Annotated in this window: 19 protein-coding genes; 9 read left to right on the top strand and 10 right to left on the bottom strand. The window is 65.5% G+C overall.

The features are described from left to right. Positions 1 to 4 precede the first annotated feature (4 nt). Both FFS30_RS15375 and def read right to left on the bottom strand, forming a co-directional pair. Positions 5 to 2260, bottom strand: a complete 2256-nt coding sequence (locus tag FFS30_RS15375; protein WP_137914031.1) for a TonB-dependent receptor — start codon at positions 2258 to 2260, stop codon at positions 5 to 7. 214 nt (positions 2261 to 2474) lie between these two features. Continuing rightward, a complete protein-coding gene (gene def, locus FFS30_RS15370) occupies positions 2475 to 3008 on the bottom strand; it encodes a peptide deformylase (protein ID WP_137914030.1) in 534 nt (177 codons plus the stop codon). A 187-nt stretch (positions 3009 to 3195) separates the two neighbouring features. Between def and FFS30_RS15365 the strand changes: the two genes are divergently transcribed. Genes FFS30_RS15365 through FFS30_RS15350 form a run of 4 tightly spaced genes read left to right on the top strand, consistent with a single transcriptional unit; the run spans position 3196 to position 7305 of the window. Then, the gene (locus FFS30_RS15365; protein WP_249352500.1) at positions 3196 to 3747 is read left to right on the top strand and encodes an RNA polymerase sigma factor; all 552 of its coding nucleotides are present in this window, start codon (positions 3196 to 3198) and stop codon (positions 3745 to 3747) included. Continuing rightward, positions 3744 to 4883: a hypothetical protein gene (locus FFS30_RS15360; RefSeq protein WP_137914028.1), complete on the top strand. Its 1140-nt coding sequence runs from the start codon at positions 3744 to 3746 to the stop codon at positions 4881 to 4883. Before FFS30_RS15365 ends, FFS30_RS15360 begins: the two co-directional genes overlap by 4 nt. Then, positions 4880 to 5476 carry a YigZ family protein gene (locus FFS30_RS15355; protein ID WP_137914027.1) on the top strand — a complete coding sequence of 199 codons (597 nt, stop codon included), beginning with the start codon at positions 4880 to 4882 and terminating at the stop codon, positions 5474 to 5476. The genes FFS30_RS15360 and FFS30_RS15355 overlap by 4 nt, the downstream gene beginning before the upstream one ends. A 56-nt stretch (positions 5477 to 5532) precedes the next feature. Further along, on the top strand, positions 5533 to 7305 hold the full coding sequence (locus tag FFS30_RS15350; RefSeq protein ID WP_137914026.1) for an ABC transporter transmembrane domain-containing protein: 1773 nt from the start codon (positions 5533 to 5535) through the stop codon (positions 7303 to 7305). Between the two features lie 42 nt (positions 7306 to 7347). Here the strand turns inward: FFS30_RS15350 and FFS30_RS15345 are convergent, their stop codons facing one another. Then, entirely contained in the window at positions 7348 to 7695 is a 348-nt protein-coding gene (locus tag FFS30_RS15345) for a helix-turn-helix domain-containing protein (protein WP_137914025.1), read from the bottom strand. A 77-nt stretch (positions 7696 to 7772) separates the two neighbouring features. On the opposite strand from FFS30_RS15345, the gene FFS30_RS15340 reads away from it, so the two are divergent. Genes FFS30_RS15340 through FFS30_RS15330 form a run of 3 tightly spaced genes read left to right on the top strand, consistent with a single transcriptional unit; the run spans position 7773 to position 9295 of the window. Further along, positions 7773 to 8090 (top strand): SMR family transporter, encoded by a 318-nt coding sequence (locus FFS30_RS15340; RefSeq protein ID WP_137914024.1) that lies wholly within the window; start codon positions 7773 to 7775, stop codon positions 8088 to 8090. Between the two features lie 12 nt (positions 8091 to 8102). Further along, the gene (locus FFS30_RS15335; protein WP_137914023.1) at positions 8103 to 8735 is read left to right on the top strand and encodes an NAD(P)H-dependent oxidoreductase; all 633 of its coding nucleotides are present in this window, start codon (positions 8103 to 8105) and stop codon (positions 8733 to 8735) included. Between the two features lie 29 nt (positions 8736 to 8764). Next, positions 8765 to 9295: an ester cyclase gene (locus tag FFS30_RS15330; protein ID WP_137914022.1), complete on the top strand. Its 531-nt coding sequence runs from the start codon at positions 8765 to 8767 to the stop codon at positions 9293 to 9295. A 4-nt stretch (positions 9296 to 9299) separates the two neighbouring features. Here FFS30_RS15330 and FFS30_RS15325 read toward each other — a convergent pair whose 3' ends face one another. The 7 genes from FFS30_RS15325 to miaA form a co-directional block, all read right to left on the bottom strand. Further along, complete coding sequence (locus tag FFS30_RS15325; protein ID WP_137914021.1) at positions 9300 to 10592, bottom strand: adenylosuccinate synthase; 1293 nt, start codon at positions 10590 to 10592, stop codon at positions 9300 to 9302. Positions 10593 to 10813: 221 nt separating this feature from the next. After that, positions 10814 to 11194, bottom strand: coding sequence for a PD40 domain-containing protein (locus tag FFS30_RS15320; RefSeq protein WP_137914020.1), 381 nt, complete (start codon positions 11192 to 11194; stop codon positions 10814 to 10816). A gap of 28 nt (positions 11195 to 11222) precedes the next feature. Further along, a complete protein-coding gene (gene hflC / locus FFS30_RS15315) occupies positions 11223 to 12113 on the bottom strand; it encodes a protease modulator HflC (protein WP_137914019.1) in 891 nt (296 codons plus the stop codon). Further along, complete coding sequence (gene hflK / locus FFS30_RS15310) at positions 12110 to 13165, bottom strand: FtsH protease activity modulator HflK (RefSeq protein ID WP_249352498.1); 1056 nt, start codon at positions 13163 to 13165, stop codon at positions 12110 to 12112. Before hflK ends, hflC begins: the two co-directional genes overlap by 4 nt. A 216-nt stretch (positions 13166 to 13381) precedes the next feature. Next, a complete protein-coding gene (hflX, locus tag FFS30_RS15305; protein ID WP_137914017.1) occupies positions 13382 to 14752 on the bottom strand; it encodes a ribosome rescue GTPase HflX in 1371 nt (456 codons plus the stop codon). Positions 14753 to 14758: 6 nt separating this feature from the next. Beyond that, the gene (hfq, locus tag FFS30_RS15300; protein WP_137914016.1) at positions 14759 to 15025 is read right to left on the bottom strand and encodes an RNA chaperone Hfq; all 267 of its coding nucleotides are present in this window, start codon (positions 15023 to 15025) and stop codon (positions 14759 to 14761) included. Between the two features lie 183 nt (positions 15026 to 15208). Further along, positions 15209 to 16114 carry a tRNA (adenosine(37)-N6)-dimethylallyltransferase MiaA gene (miaA, locus tag FFS30_RS15295; protein WP_137914080.1) on the bottom strand — a complete coding sequence of 302 codons (906 nt, stop codon included), beginning with the start codon at positions 16112 to 16114 and terminating at the stop codon, positions 15209 to 15211. 145 nt (positions 16115 to 16259) lie between these two features. Between miaA and tdh the strand changes: the two genes are divergently transcribed. Both tdh and FFS30_RS15285 read left to right on the top strand, forming a co-directional pair. Further along, positions 16260 to 17282, top strand: a complete 1023-nt coding sequence (gene tdh / locus FFS30_RS15290; RefSeq protein ID WP_137914079.1) for an L-threonine 3-dehydrogenase — start codon at positions 16260 to 16262, stop codon at positions 17280 to 17282. 120 nt (positions 17283 to 17402) lie between these two features. Next, entirely contained in the window at positions 17403 to 18923 is a 1521-nt protein-coding gene (locus tag FFS30_RS15285) for a hypothetical protein (RefSeq protein WP_137914015.1), read from the top strand. The last annotated feature ends 49 nt before the right edge of the window (positions 18924 to 18972 follow it).

Here is an 18972-nt window from a genome sequence, read left to right as displayed (position 1 = left end):
CATCCTAGAACTTCAGCTTGACGTCCGCGACGTAGGTCCGCTGCGGGAACGGATGGAACAGGAAATATTTTTCGTTGTTGAGATTGTCCACACCGAGCGCGAGGCTCAGGTGATCGTCCACGCGATAAAGCACGCGCGCGTCGAAGACGAGGAATTTGTCGAACGCGCCGTAGACGTTCGCCGTGTTGTCGGTGTTGTCGAGAGTCGAATACTGCTTGCCGCTGTAGCGCCCGGCGAGGGTGAAGTTCCAATGCGTGTCGGGACGGTAAGTGGCGACCGCGCTCGCGCGCCAGCGCGGCACGTTCGGCGCGTGCTTGCCGACCGAGGTCGTGCCGGCCGTGCTGACGAAACCGGGATTGGAGAGGATCGTCGAGTCGACGAAGGTCAGGCTGCCGGAAAGATCGAGTCCTTCGATCAGCGCGTCGCGGCGCTCGGCGACAACTTCGACGCCGCGGTTGCGTACCTTGTCGACGTTCTGTACGAAGCTGACCGGCACGGCGACGCCGGGCAGGGTCGCGGTCTGCGCGATCAGCGCGCTGTGCGCGTCTTCCTGGAACAGCGACACGCGCAGACTGCCCGTGTCGAAGACGCGTTCGGCGGCAAGCTCGCCGCTGAGCACGCGCTCGGGGCGCAGGTTCGGGTTCGGATTGACGAAGGTCGTGCCGGTCGAGACGATCTGGTACAGCTCGGCGACGGTCGGGAAACGCACTGCTTTGGCCAGCGATGCGGTCAGGCGCCAGCGCTCGGATACGCGCCAGTTCAGGCTCGCTTTCGGCGACCAGGCCGAAGCCGAACTCGTCGGCTGCTGCACGCCGACGCCGCCGCTGAAATTGAAACCGTCGCTCGCACGCCAGTGCTCATAGCGCAGGCCGAGCGTGGCCAGCCAGTCGCTTGCGAACTTCCAGTCGTCCTGCAGCCACAGCGCCTGCGTGCGCGTCTTGCCGTTGCCCGCGCTGAACAGGCTCGTCGCGCTGCCGGCGTTCTGCCACTGGCTCGTGTTCCAGGTCGGATTCTTCAGCGTGTATTCGTCGGCGTGCACGCCGAAAGCGATTTCCTGCTCGGCGCCGCGCGGCCGCCAGATCGCCTTCGCGTCAGCCGTCGCCCAGTTCGTGCCGCCGAGATCGGCAAGCCGTCCGTTCGCGCTGAACTGCGTGCCGGCGCCGACGCCGGCCGGCGAGCGCTGCCGGTCGCGCAGATAATCGTAGTAGGTGACCGCGGCGTCGAAGTCCCAAACGCCGCCGCTGTCGCTCGCGAGGGACAGCGCCTGCATCAGATGTTCTTCGGCGAGCTGATAGTTGCCGCTCGCGAAGCCCGCTGTTTTTGCATAGGTCGGGGCGCCGCTCGCGTCGCTCAGATAGCTCTGCACGCGCGAGGTCGTCGCGTTGTTGAAATAGCCGAGGAGATAAGTCGCGTGCAGATGTTCGGCAAAGTCGTAGCCGAGCTTGACGCTCGCGTTCTGCATCAAGGTGTGCAACACGCCGCTCGCGCCGAGCACGTTCGCCGGCTGGCCGAGCTTGTTGTTCGCCGGGATCGTGCCGCTGGTGCCGGTGGGCACACCGGTGGAGGTGACGAAGGAAAGCGGCTGGCTGAAACTGTTCTGCACGTTCGCGCCGACGAACCAGGAGAACGCGCCGCTACGGCCGCCGAACGTTGCGCCGGTCTGGCTGGTCGGATAATCCGCGTGAGTGCCGTAGAGGTCGAACGACTGCGAAGCGAAGGTCTGCTCGAACGTCGTCTCGGGCTTGTCCGGCGTGCGCGTGCGGATCGTCAACACGCCGCCGATCGCATTGCCGGAATACGCCGCCGAGTACGGGCCGTACAACATCGTCACGCTGCCGATCTGCTCGGGCGAGATCACGCCCCAGCGCGGCGCGCCGAGCGTGTTGTTGTTCGCGATCAGGGCCGAGATCGGAATGTCGTCGATGTAGACCAGCGAACGCGCGCTCGAACCGACGCCCCAGTTGCGCGTCGCGAGCACGGGCTGGGTGTCGCCGTAGTTGCGCTTGCGCACGAACAGACTCGGCAGATACTTGACCGCATCCTCGACGTCGACCGCGTTGATCTTCGTTTCGATGTCTTCGGCTTCGATCGTGGCCGCCGTCGCCGGAAACGCCGGCTTAGACTGTTTCTCGCTGTGCGCGCTGACGTTGACGCTCGGCAGCGTCTCCTTGACCGTATCGTCGTCCGCGTCCGCGCGCGCAGCAAAGCCCGCGGCGAAACACGCAGCACCCCACAGCGCCGCAGCGCGACTTAGGCTCATCCGAACTCCCGTACCGTATCCCGTACGGCGAGCGGCACCGTCGCGGTTTTGCGACTCGGGCCGTGGCCGTCCATCTTGATTCCGGGATTATGCGGAAAGGTTCTGCGCGGCGCGCGCGGCGAGATGTCGCGGCCGAGCCAAAATGTGCGCGAATGCGCCTTTCAGGCCTTATTCGGCATGCTTCGGCCCGGTTTGCGCGGTCATTCCGGCCGCGTTATTCGTCCACGGCCGGATCGAGACCGGGGAACAACACCTCGGTATAGCCGAACTTGGAAAAGTCGGTGATGCGCGATGGATACAGGCGCCCAATCAGGTGATCGCACTCATGCTGCACGACGCGCGCATGGAAGCCTTCCGCTTCGCGGTCGATCTTCTCACCGTTCGGGGCGAAGCCGGTATAGCGGATCAGGGAGAACCGCTCGACTGCGCCGCGCAGGCCGGGCACCGACAGGCAGCCTTCCCAACCTTCCTCTTTGTCCTGCGACAGCGGCGTGATCTCGGGATTGAGCAGGATCGTGCGCGGCACCGGTGGCGCGTCGGGATAGCGCTCGCTGCGCTCGAAACCGAAGATGACGAGTTGCAGGTCGACGCCGATCTGTGGTGCGGCGAGGCCGACGCCGCCGGCATGCGCCATCGTCTCGAACATGTCGGCGATCAGCGCGTGCAGCTCGGGCGTGTCGAACGTTTCGACCGGCTTGGCGATGCGCAGCAGGCGCGGATCGCCCATCTTGAGAATGTCGTGGATCATGGCTTCATTCCATGTTCGCGTGTCCCGCTGCCGTTTGCCGGCGGGACGGATGCTGCGATCCTAACCCCGGCCGCATTCATTTCGCGTTACAGCAGTCATGGCCGCCGCCGCATTCCATCTACAAAGCCGGCACGACGCGCCCGCCGCGTCTGCCGCCAGCGCACGATTTCGCGTACCCTGCGCGGCGATGGGGACCGAGAAGACCGACGAGGAATTGATGCTCGCCTACGCGCACGGCGACACGCCCGCGTTCGACGAACTCTATCGGCGCGCGCGCGGCATGCTCTATCGCTTTATCTTGCGCAGCGTGCCCGAGCGCGCGGTTGCCGACGAGTTGTTCCAGGAAACCTGGAGCCGCGCGATCCACGCGCGCACGCGCTACCGCATCGAAGCGAAGTTCAGCACCTGGCTGCTGCAAATCGCACACAACCTGGTCATCGACCATTTCCGCCGCACGCGCCCGCAGGCCGACGCACAGGAAACCGAGCACGTGCTCGGCCTGCTCGATGTGCCGGATCACGAGCGGCCGGAAGAAGTCCTCAGCGAATTCGAGCGGCGCCGGCGCCTGCAGCTTGCGCTCGCAGAACTGCCCGACGATCAGCGCGTCGCCTTCCTGCTGCGCATGGAATCGGGCCTCGGTCTCGAAGAAATCGCCCGCGTCACCGGCGCAGGCCACGAGACGGTCAAGTCGCGCCTGCGCTACGCCTTCGCCAAAATACGCGAGAGGTTGGCCGAATGAGCGATCCGAAAAAATCCGCGGAAGAAAATTTCGAGCGCGAGTTCGACGCATTCCTGCGCGAAGAAAACTCGCGCTTGGCCGAACTCTATCGCAAGCTGCCGCATCCCGAGCCGGACGCGGCGCTCGACACGCGCGTGCGCGACGCGGCACGGCGCGCGCTGCGCGAGGAAGAAACGGCGACACCGACACGCGTCCCTTCACGCAAGCCGCGCTGGCTGCCCGCGCTCGGCATCGCCGCCACGCTTGTCGTTGCCGCGGGCATCGGCTGGCGGCTAGCGCCGCACGACTCGCAGTCGCGCACCGCGACGACGGCGGCAGACGTCGCATCACCGGCCACAGCGCCGGAACGCAACGTCAAAACCGCAGCGAATCCGGCGTCCGCACCGGCTGCGGACTCGATCTCCGCATCGCCACCCGCACCTGAGTTTGCAAAGCAATCGGCCCCGGCGCCGGGAAGCAATAGCGCCGATGCCCTACGCCCTCAGCCCGAGCAGGCGCGCGCGGACAAACCGGCGCAGCCGGCGCCGGCAAAGGCCGAGACTCGTGTCGCCGCGAAGGCCGCTGCGCCGCAAACGCCGCCCGCACTGGCCGCACAGGCCGCAAAAGAGCCGGCCGCGTTTCCGCGCCGCGCCACCGGGCTCGAGGCGGAAAAGATGATTGCCGCCAAGCCGTCCCCGCCCGCCGTGGCTGCGTATGCGGCGCCCGCGCAGACCGAGCAAGAATCGGCGCGCACCGCGGCGAACGATATGCCATTGGCCGCTCCTGCACCGCCGCCTCCTCCACCGCCGCCGCCGGCTTCTCCGGCCGCGCCCGCAGCCGCCGTGACCGAACAGAACGCTGAGGCCAGGCAAGGATTTTCCGTTGCCGGCACAGCCCAGAGTGCGTCGTCCGCGATCAGCCCCGATCCCGCCAATCCCACGCGTTACCACTGGGATGCTACGGGCTACGTTCCGTCGTCCGCACCGGCGCGCAGCGGCGTCTACCCGCCCGATCGGCCGCCGCTGGCGACCTGGATCGAAATCGTCCGCGCGATGCTGCGCGACGGCCACCGCGACGCGGCGAAGCAGGCACTTGCCGACTTGCGCCGGCAGCACCCCGACTACCGCATTCCCGCGGACTTGCGCGGCCTCGAATGAGCGCTGCGCTCTTCGTCCTTGCCGCACCGGCGACGCTGCGGCAGGACATCCGAAAAAGTATATTTGTAGCGAATGCCGCAGAAGTCACTTCTGTCGACGCGGCCCTGGCCTTCGTCGCCTCGGTTTCCGACCGCACCGCGACGCATAACTGTTGGGCCTACCGTGTCGGCCAGCAGTATCGTTTCAGCGACGACGGCGAGCCCGGCGGCACCGCCGGCAAGCCGATCCTGCAGGCGATCGACGGGCAGCGCATGGACTGCACCGCCGTCGTCGTCACGCGCTGGTACGGCGGCATCAAGCTCGGCGCCGGCGGCCTTGCGCGCGCCTACGGCGGCTGCGCGGCGGAGTGCCTGCGCCTCGCCGCGAAGAACGAGCGGATCGCGCTGTGCGCCGTCGAATTCTTTCTGCCGTTTGCCGCCCTGCCGCTGCTGCGCGCGCGGCTTGCCGAATTTTCCGCGGCGATCGCCGACGAGCGCTTCGACGCCGACGGCGCCGCGCTACGCCTCGATCTGCCCGCCGCGCGCGTCGACGCCCTGCGCATCTGGGTCACCGATGCGACACGCGGCCGCAGCACGCTCAAACGCCTGGATTGAATTCGCGCTTCGGGGCACCATCCCAACAAGGCCCTCCCGATCCAAGGCTCCATCGCTTGCCAACCGCCGCCGAATCCGAATCCACGCCGCGCAACCGCTTTTCCGCACTGCCGCTGCTGTGGCCCTATCTCGCGCGCTATCGCGGCCTGCTGATCAGCTGGCTGGCTTTCCTTGCGCTGTCCTCGATCGCGACACTGGCGCTGCCGGTCGCGGTGCGCATCATGATCGATCACGGCTTCGCCCACGCGAACGCGGCGATGATCGATTCGAGCTTTCTCGGCCTGCTCGGTGTGGCCGTCGTGCTCGCGCTCGCCACGGCCGCGCGCTACTTCTGCATCACCCTGCTCGGCGAACGCACAGTCGCCGATCTGCGCAAGCGGCTGTATGCGCATCTGCTCACGCTCGACCAGCCGTTTTTCGAGCGCACGCGCGTCGGCGAGCTGACCTCGCGCCTGTCCGCCGATACCGAGCTCGTGCAGACCGTCGTGACCTCCTCGGTTTCGGTGGCCTTGCGCAGCATGGTCACGGCGCTCGGCGGTACGGCGATGCTGGTCGCGACGAGCCCGCGCCTCGCCGGCTATGCCGCGCTGGTCATTCCGCTCGTGATCGCACCGATCGTGCTGATGGGACGACGCCAGCAGAAACTGGCACGCGCCAATCAGGACCGCATTGCCGACGCCTCGGCAATCGCCAACGAAACGCTCAACGCGACCTACGCCGTGCAGGCTTACGCGCGCGAGCCGTACGAGATCGCGCGCTACGACGAGGCGATCGCACGCGCGATCGCGACGGCGAAGAAGCGCATCGGCCAGCGCGCGCTGCTGACCGCGCTCGTGATCCTGCTGATCTTCGGTGCGATCACCCTCGTGCTCTGGAGCGGCGCGCGCAGCGTGATGGACGGCCGTCTCGACGTCGGCGTGCTGAGCCAGTTCGTGTTCTACGCGGTGATCGCGGCCGGTTCGATCGGCGGCCTGACCGAAGTATGGAGCGAGATCGCCCGCGCTTCGGGCGCGATGGAGCGCATCGGCGAACTGCTTGCCGCCGAGCCGTCGATCCGCACAGCGGACGCGCCGACCGCACTCGCCAAACCCCTGCGTGGCGAGATCCGCTTCGAGCAGGTCGAGTTTCGCTACCCTTCGCGCCCTGAAGCGCCGACCCTGCACGACTTCACCCTCACGGTGAAACCGGGCGAGACAGTCGCCCTGGTCGGTCCGTCTGGCGCGGGTAAGAGCACGGTGTTCCATCTGCTGCTGCGCTTCTACGACGCGCAGCGCGGCACGATCCGCATCGACGGCGTCGATCTCAAGCAGCTTGCGCTGCCGGAGCTGCGCGGGGCGATCGCGCTCGTGCCGCAGGACACGGTGATCTTCGGTGCAAGCGCACGCGACAACATCCGCTTCGGTCATGTCGATGCGAGTGAGGACGCAGTGATCGCCGCAGCCAGAACGGCCGAAGCGCACGACTTCATCGCCGCGCAGCCCGAAGGCTACGACACCTACCTCGGCGAACGCGGCGTGCGTCTTTCGGGCGGCCAGCAGCAGCGCATCGCGATCGCCCGTGCGTTGCTCAAGGACGCGCCGATTCTGCTGCTCGACGAGGCCACGAGCAATCTCGATGCGCAGTCGGAGAACCAGATCCAGCAGGGCTTCGAGCGCCTTATGCACGGCCGCACGACCTTGATCATCGCGCACCGCCTCGCCACCGTGCTCAAAGCCGACCGCATCGTCGTCATGGACGCCGGCCGCATCGTTGCGCAGGGCACGCACGCGGAACTGCTGCGCGCCGGCGGCCTCTACGGCGAACTCGCGCGGCTGCAATTCGCCGCCTGATCTGCGCGCGGCTTCGGCACGATCGCCGCGCCGCGCTCTGCCTCAGCGCGCGCCGCCGTTCAACTCGGCCTGGTGTTTCTCGACCCAGCGGTCGAGCGAAGTCAGCGTCCTGCTGAGCGAACGGCCGAGCGGCGTCAGACCGTACTCGACCCACGGCGGCACGGTCTTGTGATCGATGCGCAGCACGAGGCCGGCGCGCTCCAGGTCGCGCAAGGTCTGCGTGAGCATTTTCTGCGAGACGCCGCCGATGCGACGCATCAGCTCGTTGTTGCGCATGCGCTTCTTCTCCGCGAGCGCCGGCAGGATCAGCAAGGTCCACTTGCTCGCGATCAGTTCGAGCGCAACCCGCGACGGGCAGGCGGCGACGTACACATCGGCGGAAGTTTTCATAGTTACCAAAAGGTGCGTACTTGTTGAGAGGAAAGCGTATCGCTATGTTCGTTGCAACTCAAACAAGGAGTCGCAACATGGCCTGGTTGTTATTGCTCGCCGCCGGCGCGGTCGAGATCGTGATGGCGATCGCGTTGAAGTACGCGGAAGGATGGACGCGCCCGGTGCCCAGCGTCATCGGCGTCGGCGCGGCGCTGCTCAGTATTTTCCTGCTCACCCACGCAGTGCGCTATCTGCCGGCCGGCACGGCCTACGTGATCTGGACCGGCATCGGCGCAATCGGCACGGCGCTGGCCGGCGTCGTGCTGTTCGGCGAGAGCGCATCGCCGCTACGCCTCGTCTGCATCGGCGTGATCGTCGCCGGCGTGATGGGCCTCAAGTTCGCCGACGCCTGAGGAGACCGCATCATGAGCCGCCTGCTTTACATCGAAGCCTCGCCGAACAAAGCCGCGTCGAACTCGATCGCGGTCGCCCGCGCCTTCCTCGAACGCTATCGGCAAACACATCCTCAGGACGAGATCGACACCATCGATGTCTGGAACATCGATCTGCCGCCGTTCGACGCTGACATGATCGGCGCGAAATTCGCCGTGCTGCGCACGACCGAGGCGACGGACGCGCAACGCGCGCGCTGGGCCGAGGCGACGGCGGTCGCGCGCCGCTTCAATGCCGCAGACAAATACCTGATCGCTACGCCGATGTGGAACTACAGCCTGCCGTACCGCCTGAAGCACTACATCGACGTGGCCACGCTGGCCGGAGAGAACTGGTTCTGGACGCGTGCGGAAGGCTACGTCGGCCTGCTCAAGAACAGAAAAGCGGCGCTGATCTGCACGAGCGCAAACGAACATGCCGCACCGGCGCCCGGCACCGACGGCGACGACTACCAGAAAGGCCTGCTGCGCCGCTGGCTGCGCCTGATCGGCATCGACGACGTGGCCGAGATCACGTTGGCGCCGACGCTGACCGATGCCGACAGCCTCGCCGCGTCGCGCCAGCGCGCGCAGGACCAAGCGCGCGAACTCGCTGCAATCTTTTGAATCTTTGCTTGCCCACCTGGAGAACGAACATGTCATGCCGCGCCCGTTCGATCGTGCTTTCGCTATCGCTGTGGAGTGCGCTGCTGTCGATGCCGCCGATTGCAGCGCTCGCGGCGGCACCATCATCGACGGTTTCAGCCACTGCAGCGAAGCGCAACGAGCAGATCGGCCGTCGCTATTTCGGGGAAGTATGGAATCGCGGCAACGTCGACGCGCTCGAAGAACTACTGACAGCGGATTACATCAATCACACGCCGAGCACACCGAATCCGCCGCCGGGACCGGCTGGACTCAAGCCGATTGTCATCGCGATACGCCAGGCGTTTCCCGACCTGCACTTCGTCATCGAAGATGTCGTCGCGACGAATGATGCAGTCGTCATGCGCGTGACGATGACCGGCACGCAGAAAGGCGACTTCTTCGGCATCGCGCCGACCGGCCGGCGTGTGTCGGTGAATCAGATCAATATCGAACGCATCCGCGACGGACGCATTGCCGAACACTGGCGCGTCACCGACGAGCTGGCGCTGATGCGCCAGCTCGGAGTCGTGTCGCCGTAGTTCCTCAGGCGAACGGATCGCGCAGGACGATGGTGTCCTCGCGGTCCGCGCCGGTCGCGACGAGGGCGAGATGGCAGCCCGACAATTCCTCGACCGCGCGCAGATAGGCACGCGCCGCGGCGGGCAGCTTGTTCCAATCGCGCACGCCGCTAGTCGGCTCGTCCCAGCCGGGGAATTCGAGATACACGGGCTTGCACTCGTCCCAGCCGTCGGCATCGAGCGGCGCCAGCTCGCGGCGCTTGCCGCGGTATTCGTAGGCGATGCAGACCTTGACGCTCGGCAGGCCGTCGAGCACGTCGAGCTTGGTGATCGCGAGGCCGTTGATCGCATTGATCTGGGTTGCACGCTTGAGCGCGACGAGGTCGATCCAGCCGCAGCGGCGTGGACGCCCGGTGCTCGCGCCGAACTCGTTGCCGACCTTGCGCAGACGCTCGCCCATCTCGTCGTTGAGCTCGGTCGGGAAAGGGCCGCCGCCGACGCGCGTCGCGTAGGCCTTGCAGATGCCGAGCACGTAGTCGATGTCGCACGCGCCGACGCCGGTGCCGGCGAGCGCGCCGCCGACCGTCGTATTCGACGAGGTCACGTACGGATAAGTGCCGTGATCGATGTCGAGCAGCGCACCCTGCGCGCCTTCGTACATGATGTGCTCGCCGCGGCGGCGCGCATCGTAGAGCAGGGTCGCAACGTCGTCGATCATCGGCTTGAGGTACTCGCCGAACGCCAGCGCGTCGTCAAGTACCTTCTGGTAATCGACTGCTTCGGCCTTGAGCCACTGAGTCAAAATGAAGTTGTGATATTCGACCGCGGCGCGCAGCTTTTCCGGCAGCTCCGATGGATACATCAGGTCGGCAACGCGCACGCTGCGGCGCGCGACCTTGTCCTCGTAGGCCGGGCCGATGCCGCGACCGGTCGTGCCGATCGCCGACTTGCCGGCCGCCTTCTCGCGCGCCTGATCGACGGCGATGTGGTACGGCATGATCAGCGGCGTGGCCGGGCTGATCTTCAGGCGCGAACGCACCTCGACGCCGTTCGCCTCGAGCTCGTCGATCTCGGTCTTCAGCGCCTGCGGCGACAGTACGACGCCGTTGCCGATCAGGCACAGCGTGCCTTCGCGCAGGATGCCCGACGGAATCAGGTGCAGCACCGTCTTCTTGCCCTTGATCACGAGCGTATGGCCGGCGTTATGGCCGCCCTGGAAGCGCGCGACCGCGCTGACGCGCTCGGTCAGCAGATCGACGATCTTGCCTTTGCCTTCGTCGCCCCATTGTGCGCCGAGAATTACGACAGACTTGCCCATTTGCAGTTCCTATTTGGATTTTTGATTCGTTAGAGGCGACGTCGGTGACTAGGTTCGCGATCCATCGCTCACCAAGTCACCCGGCCTACGGCATCCTGCCTCCGGCGTTCGCCGGCGCGGAATGCGCTTCAACGCATTCCGCGAAATCCCGGCTCACCCCCATTGCGCACCGAGAATTACGACTGACTTGCCCATTTGCAGTTCCTATTTGGATTTTTGATTCAACCAACGCGACATCGGTGACTAGTTCGCAATCCCACATGCTTGCCGTCGGCGGTGATGAACGGATCGGCGTCGTTGTACTGACCGGAGGCGAACGAGGCGAGCTTGGGTTCGGTCCAGTGCCCGTCGCGCCAGGTCGATACGAAGATCGTCCAGAAATCGAAGCCGGGCGCGTTCTTCACGAAATAGGCTTCTTTGCCGTCCGGCGTGAATGCGATGTGCGACTCGTGATCGCCGGCGGAGATGACGCCGGCGCCGAAGATCGTCGGCTCGCGCAGCGGACCCGGCGCGGCATAGGGCGGCGCCGGGGTTGCAGCGTACCCACCGCTCAGGCACGCGGCCAGCAGAATCGCAGCAAGCGATGGGTATGTGGTGCGCATCAAGACCCCGCGGTAAGCAGACCGGTGCTTACTTGCCCTCGCCCTTCGACTCGCCGAAGTACTTCATGAACTCGGACTTCGGATCGAGCACGATCACGTCGCCCCCGCCGAACGCACTCCGGTAGGCATCGAGCGAACGATACAGCGCATAGAAGTCGGGATTCTTACCGTAGGCGCCGGCGTAGACTTCGGTTGCCTTGGCGTCGCCTTCGCCGCGCTTGGACTGCGCGTCGCGCTCGGCTTCGGCCTTGATGATCTGCACCTGGCGGTCGGCATCGGCCTTGATCTTCGCCGCCTGCTCGTCGCCGGTAAAACGCAGATCGTTGGCCAGGCGCGTGCGCTCCGAACTCATGCGCTTGTACACCGAGGCGAGCACTTCGTCGGGGAATTCGATGCGCTTGATGCGCACGTCGACGACGTGGATGCCGAGGCCCACCGCGGCCTTGTTCGCCTGGTCGCGCACGCGTTCGGTAATGTCCGAGCGCGCGCTCGCGATCAGGTCCGACAGCGTGTGCGAGTTGAACTCGAAGCGCAGCGGGTCCTTGATGATCGGGGTCAACCGGCTGTTCGCCTGGCTCTGGTACGAGTCAGGGCCGAACGAGCGGTAGTACAGCGCCGGATTCTCGATCTCCCATTTCACGTAGAAATCCACGTTGACCGGGTTCTTGCCCGAATCGAAGTAGCGCTCGGGCTTGGCTTCGAGATTGAGCATGCGCCGGTCGAAGCGCACGACGTTCTGGATCAGCGGAATTTTGAAATGCAGGCCGGGACCGTAGTCCGGGCTGCCGGTCTTGCCGCCGTCGCCCTGGATGCGGCCGAACTGGGTGACGAGCGCGCTCTCGCCTTCCTTGACCACGAAAGCGGAACTGGTCCCGAGCGCGACGAGAATCAGGGCGAAAATCGGAGCGAAGAATTTCATTGCGCACCTCCGGTCGCGACGGCCGCAGCCGCAGCGGCATCCGCCTTCATCTTGTCGAGCGGCAGATAAAGAATGCTCTTGCCGTTGCTCGAATCGATCACTTTCTGACTACGTCCGAGCACTTGCTGCATCGTCTCCAGGTACAGGCGCTTGCGCGTCACTTCGGGCGCGGCGCGATACTGTCCCTCGATCAGGCTGAAGCGCTGTGCGTCACCCGTGGCCTTGGCGATTTGCGCGCTCTTGTAGCCTTCCGCCTCGGCGAGAATCTTGGCTGCGTCGCCGCGCGCGACCGGCACGACCTTGGCCGCGTAGGCCTGGGCGTCGTTGATCGCCTGCTTCTGGTTGTTGCTCGCGTTGTTGACGTCGTCGAACGCTTCCTTCACTTCGTGCGGAGGCAGCAAGTTCTGGAAGTTGATTTCGTTGACGTTGAGGCCGACCGCGTACGCGTCGAGCGTCGCCTGCAGCACCTTCTTCGTTTCGCCGACGATGTCGGAACCGTGGCTCGACAGGATCGTATCCATGTCACTCGAACCGATCACCTGGCGCACCGCGCTCTCCGCGGCCTGCTTGAGCGTCTCGTCGGGCGAGGTCGCGGCGAACAGGTATTTCTGCGCGTCGGTGACCTGGTACTGCACAGTGAAATTGATCTCGACGATGTTCTCGTCCTTGGTCAGCATGCGCACGGTGTCGGCGGTCTGCCGGCTTGTGGTCTCGACCTTGACGACCTGTTCGATCGGCGCCGGCCACTTGAGGTTGAGGCCGTTGCGCATGATGCGGTCGAACTTGCCGAAGCGCAGGACGACGCCGACGCGCTGCGCGTCGATCGAAATCCAGCTGTCGAAAACGGACCAGACCAGGGCCAGGGCGACGATGCCGAGCAGGATGCGGCCGATCGGCGGGGAGGACGAAGAGCCGCTGCCGCCGCCCTTGCCGCCGCCGAAGATACCGCCGAATCCATCGCGCAGCTTGCGCAGGAACGCCTCGACGTCGGGTGAATCTTTCTTGCCTTTCCAGGGGTCGCGGTTACCGCTGCCGGGTTCGTTCCAGGCCATCGTTGTCTCCATCTCTATTCGATCGGGACGCCGTGGCAAACTCGCGTCCGTCTACCGATATGCAACCGGATCGGCAGAATTCAAAGCGCGGTTGCCGCGGAATTGTACGGGAGAACGGGCTGAGGGCCTAGGGCCGAGGCCGCAGGGGGCATTGCAGCAGGCGTTTTTCCTCTGCGAAGCGAGAGCGCCAGCGCATGCGGGCCGGCGTTCCGGCGCTCAATTTTCGGCTCTCGGTCCTATGCTTTGGCGCAGCCACTCGCCTTCGCCGTCGGGCAGGCCGAACAGCGGTTCGATCAACGCACGCGGTGCGTCGATCTGCACTTCCCAGCCACGCTCGGCCGGACGCTCGGCGCTGACGAAGCCGCCGGCGATAAGGCGCGCGCGCAGGCGGCCGGCGCTGTCGGGCAGTTGCAGCCATTCGTGCACGCGGTCGCGCTGCAGCGCCGTGGTCAGCGCCTCGCGCAGCAGATCGATCCCGGCGCCGGTCACCGCCGACACCCAGACGCGGGCGGTGCGTCCGCCGTCGATGCGTTCCAGGCGCGGAGAAAATGCCGGGGCGTCGCCGGCGATGTCGGCTTTTTGATCCTCGCCGTCGCGGGCAGCGGTCAATTTGTCTATCTTGTTGTAGATGAAGATCTGCGGCACGTCCTCGGCGCCGATTTCTTCGAGTACGCGCTGCACTTCTTCGATGCGCAGAGCATGTTCAGGGTCGGCGGCATCGACAACGTGCAGCAACAGGTCCGCATCGCGCGTTTCCGACAGCGTCGATTTGAACGCGGCGACGAGGTCGTGCGGCAGATCGCGGATGAAACCCACCGTGTCGGCGAGCAGCACCGGGCCGCAGGCGAGGCCGTCGAGGCGGCGCAGAGTCGGATCGAGGGTCGCGAACAACTGGTCGGCCGCGTAGACACCCGCGCCGGTAATTTTGTTGAACAGCGTCGACTTGCCCGCGTTGGTGTAGCCGACCAGGGCCGCGACCGGCAGCGAATTCCGCTGCCGCGCGCGCCGTGCGGTATTGCGCTGGGTCTCGACTTTTTCGAGGCGCTGCTCGAGCTGCTTCACGCGCCCGGCAAGCAGGCGGCGATCGAGTTCGAGCTGGGTTTCGCCGGGACCGCGCAAGCCGATCGCACCGCCGCGCTGGCGCTCAAGGTGGGTCCAGCCGCGCACGAGGCGCGTCGACATGTGCTTCAACTGGGCCAGCTCGACCTGCAGCTTGCCTTCGTGCGAGCGGGCGCGCTGAGCGAAGATGTCGAGGATGAGTCCGGTGCGGTCGACGACGCGGCACTCGGTATATCTTTCCAGATTGCGCTCCTGCACCGGGGAGAGCGCGTGGTTGACCAGGATCAGGTCGGCATCGAGCGCGGCGCGCTGCGCCTTGAGTTCCTCGGCCTTGCCGCTGCCGACGAAGAACTTCGGGTTCGGCTTTTCGATGCGCGCATTCAGCGAACCGACCACGGTTGCCCCCGCCGAGCGCGCGAGTTCGCCGAACTCGTCGGCCTCTTCGCTGCCACGACTTTGCGCGGAATCGCCTACCCAGCGCGGCTGCAGGAGCAGCGCGCGTTCACCTTTGCGCGAACGTTCGAACAGGGGAATTTACCCTTCCGCGGTTTCCGCTTCGGCCGCGGCGCCGGCGTGGCCGCCCTCGGTGCCGATGCGCACGTTGCGGCTCGGCACGATCGTCGAGATGGCGTGTTTGTAGACCATCTGGCTCACGGTATTGCGCAGAAGCACGACAAACTGGTCGAACGATTCAACCGTTCCCTGCAGCTTGATGCCATTGACCAGATAGATCGAGACCGGAACGCGCTCACGGCGCAAGGCATTCAGAAACGGATCTTGCAACGACTGACCTTTGGACATTCTTTTTCTCCTTGCCTTCTTACCAACTTGTGCGAACCGATAAAAGGAGCGTCCAAAGAAATAGTGGTCGCGGCGCCTCGGCTCAAGATGCGCAAATTGTATCGTTTTTTAACAATTCCGGATAGGACTTTCCGTCTCTTCCGTCGCAAAAAGCGAAGAAATTTGCAAGCCGACCGGCCGCAGTTAAAAAAGCAGAAAATCTGCGGCGGCGCGCTCGGCCTGGGCAATGTAGCGCTGTTCGAACGGATCGATCGCCAGCGCGTCGCGGTCGGCGCGGAACCAGGTGATCTGCCGTTTGGCGAGCTGGCGCGTGGCATGGATCGCGCGTTCGCGGCATTCGACGAGATCGAACTCGCCGTCGAGGTGCTGCCAGACCTGGCGATAGCCGACCGCGCGCATCGAGGCCAGATCCGCATGCAGATCGCCGCGGGCGCGAAGGCCGCGCACCTCGTCGACGAAGCCCTCGGCAAACATCAGATCGAGCCGTTCCGCGATCCGCGCATGCAGCAAGGCGCGGTCTGCGGGCATCAGGGTCAGCTTGAGCACGCGCCACGGAAAACGCTCACGTGCCCCGCCCTGTTGTTCCGACAGCGGCCTGCCGGTCAACGCGATCACTTCGAGCGCGCGCTGAATGCGCTGCGTGTCACCCGTCCGGATGCGTTGCGCGGCCGCGGGATCGAGTTCGGCAAGGCGCGCATGCAGGGCCGTCCAACCGAGCGTCCGCGCTTCGGCGCTCAGGCGCTCGCGCAGTTCGGTGTTCGCCTCGGGCAGATCCGACAAACCGTACTGCAGCGAACGAAAGTACAAGCCGGTGCCGCCGACCAACAGCGGCACGTTTCCCGACGCCGAGATTGCCGCCATCTCGTGCAGCGCATCGGCACGGAATTCCGCGGCCGAGTAGGCGTCGCGCGGATCGCGGATGTCGACGAGACGGTGCGGATAACGCGCGAGCGTCGCCGTATCGGGCTTGGCCGTGCCGATATCCATGCCGCGATAGACCAGGGCCGAATCGACGCTGATCAACTCGACGCGAAACCGCTCGGCCAGACGCAGGGCCAGCGCCGTCTTGCCCGAAGCGGTCGGCCCCATCAGAAAAATCGCCAACGGGCGCTGGTCGGTCGCGGATGTCAAAGGCAGCACGAATCAGAGGGGCGGACGGAAAGCAGAAGCCGTTCACGGCTCGCGGCTATAATTGCATATCTCCACAAGGACAACCTCCATGTCGCAAGCGATGATGAAAGCGCTGGTCAAGCGCGAAGCGGGCAAAGGCATCTGGATGGAACAGGTGCCGCTGCCCGAGATCGGGCCGAACGAAGTGCTGATCAAACTGGAAAAGACTGCGATCTGCGGCACCGATCTGCACATCTACAAATGGGACGAATGGTCGCAGCGCACGATTAAGCCGGGCCTCGTCATCGGCCACGAATTCGTCGGCCGCATTGTCGACATGGGCCCCGGCGTGCGCGGCTATACGGTCGGCCAGCGCGTCTCCGCCGAAGGCCACATCGTCTGCGGCGTCTGCCGCAACTGCCGCGCGGGCAAGCAGCATCTGTGTCCGCACACGATCGGCATCGGGGTGAACCGCAACGGCGCGTTCGCCGAATACATCGCGATGCCGTCGTCGAACCTCTGGCCCGTGCCCGACCAGATTCCGTCCGAGCTCGCCGCGTTCTTCGATCCCTACGGCAACGCCGCGCATTGCGCGCTCGAATTCGACCTGATCGGCGAAGACGTGCTCATCACCGGCGCCGGGCCGATCGGCATCATCGCCGCCGGCATTGCCAAGCACATCGGCGCGCGCAACGTCGTCGTCACCGACGTCAACGACTACCGCCTCAAGCTCGCAGCCGACATGGGCGCGACGCGCGTGGTCAACGTCTCCAAGCAATCGCTCAAAGACGTCATGGCCGACCTGCACATGGAAGGCTTCGACGTCGGCATGGAAATGTCGGGCAATCCGAAGGCGTTCGGCGACATGCTCGACTGCATGTACCACGGCGGCAAGATCGCCATGCTCGGCATCATGCCGAACGGCGCCGGCATCAACTGGGACAAGGTCATCTTCAAGGGTCTGGTCCTGCACGGCATCTACGGCCGGCGCATGTACGAGACCTGGTACAAGATGACGCAGATGCTGCTGACCGGATTCCCGCTGCAGAAAGTGCTCACCCACCAGATCCACATCGACGACTTCCAGCGCGGCTTCGATCTGATGGACGCGGGCCAGTGCGGCAAGGTCGTCTGTTCGTGGAATTGAACGCGGCGCACGTGCCGCGATCTTTTCGAGCATGAGTCGACGTTCCGGCCGCGGCCGGAACGTCTGCGGGCCGGGCGCATGGCGGGAATTTATCTCGCGCCCCGCCTCATTGCCGATCTCGTGAAAATCGTTCCCTGCTTGTTCGCTGTCTTCGCGCTGCTGGCGCGTCCCGCCATTGCGCGCGACGCGCCGGCCTGCGTGCGCGAATGCGGTTATGAAGCGGAGCCCGCGCTCGACGCCGCCGCGATCGCCGAGCCCGCGCTGCTGAGCGGACCGAATTTCCGCGTCGATCCGAAAGCCCAGATCGGCGGCTATATGGCACGCTTCTCCATCACGACGCCGTACGGCCCGCTGTACGCCGACAGCGCGCAGATGCTTGCGATCCGCGTCGGCGAGATTCCGGCGATCGAAGCGCTCGAACGCGCTACGCGCAGCGGCGCGTTCGCGCACGCGCTCGCCGAACGCGGACGCAAGACCGGCGCCACCGTGCTCAAGGTCATTCGCCATCCGGTCGATTCGATCGTCGGCCTGCCGATGGGTGTCGTGCGCTACTTCAAGAAGCAGATCGATCTGTGGGCGAATCGCGCGCAGACGGTCAGCGACCGCTCGGCGCGCATCTTCGAGAACAAGGGCGATCCGTTCCGCGCTCCGGACGGTCCGATGACCGCGGGGCGCGACGTGCCAGCCGACGCCGCGGCGCGCGCAAATGCCGCCGCCACGGCGCCGGCTGACGATGCCGTCTATGTCGGCGTCGATGCGCCCGTCCTTGATGCCGACGAGAGGCAAGGCATTCCCGCCGCGCCGGAGGAACCGCCGCAAAAGGAAAGCAAGGCCTGGTATGCGCGCGCGGGACGCGACGCGGGACGAGAGGTCAAGCGCTATCTCAAATACAGCTCGGCGCGGAACGAGATCGCCAAGCATCTCGGCTTCGATCCGAACACGTCGAATCCGTACATCGTCGAGCGCCTGAACTCGCTGGCCTGGGCCGCCGTCTGGGGCAATTTTTCCGCCGGCCAGGCGCTCGGCGAAATCGACGGCACGGCCGGCGACATCATCGCCGACTCCGGCCTCATCAACGAGTTCGTGCTGAGCCATACGCCCGAACAAGTCCGCGAGCGCAACGAAAAGCAACTCGGCTCGGTGTGCAGCGACGAGTTCGGCATCCGCCAGTTTCTCAAACGCGGCGGCTTCAGCGACACCACGCGTACGCAGTTTGCCGATTCTCTCGTCGCGCTCTCGCCGACCGCCGGCTGCAACGAGCTGCTCGAACTCGGCACGGCGACACGCAGCGAGATCGAAGGACGCTATCTCGTCGACGCGCTGTCGCAAATCCGCAAGCACTGGCCGACCGCGCGCGGAGGCAAGCTGGTGATCGCGGGCGCGGCGCTCGTCTATGTCGCGCGCGACGGCAAATTGCTGCTGCCGCTGCCGGTCGACTATCTGAGTTGGACCGCCGACATCGACGAATTCTTCACGCGCCCGGAGTTCAAAGCTGCCGACAAGACCGTGCTGATCGGTGGCGAGGCCTCGCTGCTCGCGCAACGCAGGCTCAGCGAACGCGGCTGGCATCTCGTATTGCGCGCCGCGTACGAAGGTGCGCCGAAATATCCCGCGGGACAGTTCGCACAAACCGTACCGTAGCGAACGGGCTCGATTCAGCAGCGGGAGACGCTGCGCATAGTTCCGAACG

The organism is Rudaea sp. 3F27F6 (assembly GCF_005503555.1).
GTDB lineage: Bacteria > Pseudomonadota > Gammaproteobacteria > Xanthomonadales > Rhodanobacteraceae > Rudaea.
The sequence above is the reverse complement of the archived record's forward strand: the minus strand, read 5'-3'. Positions and strand labels throughout refer to the sequence as shown.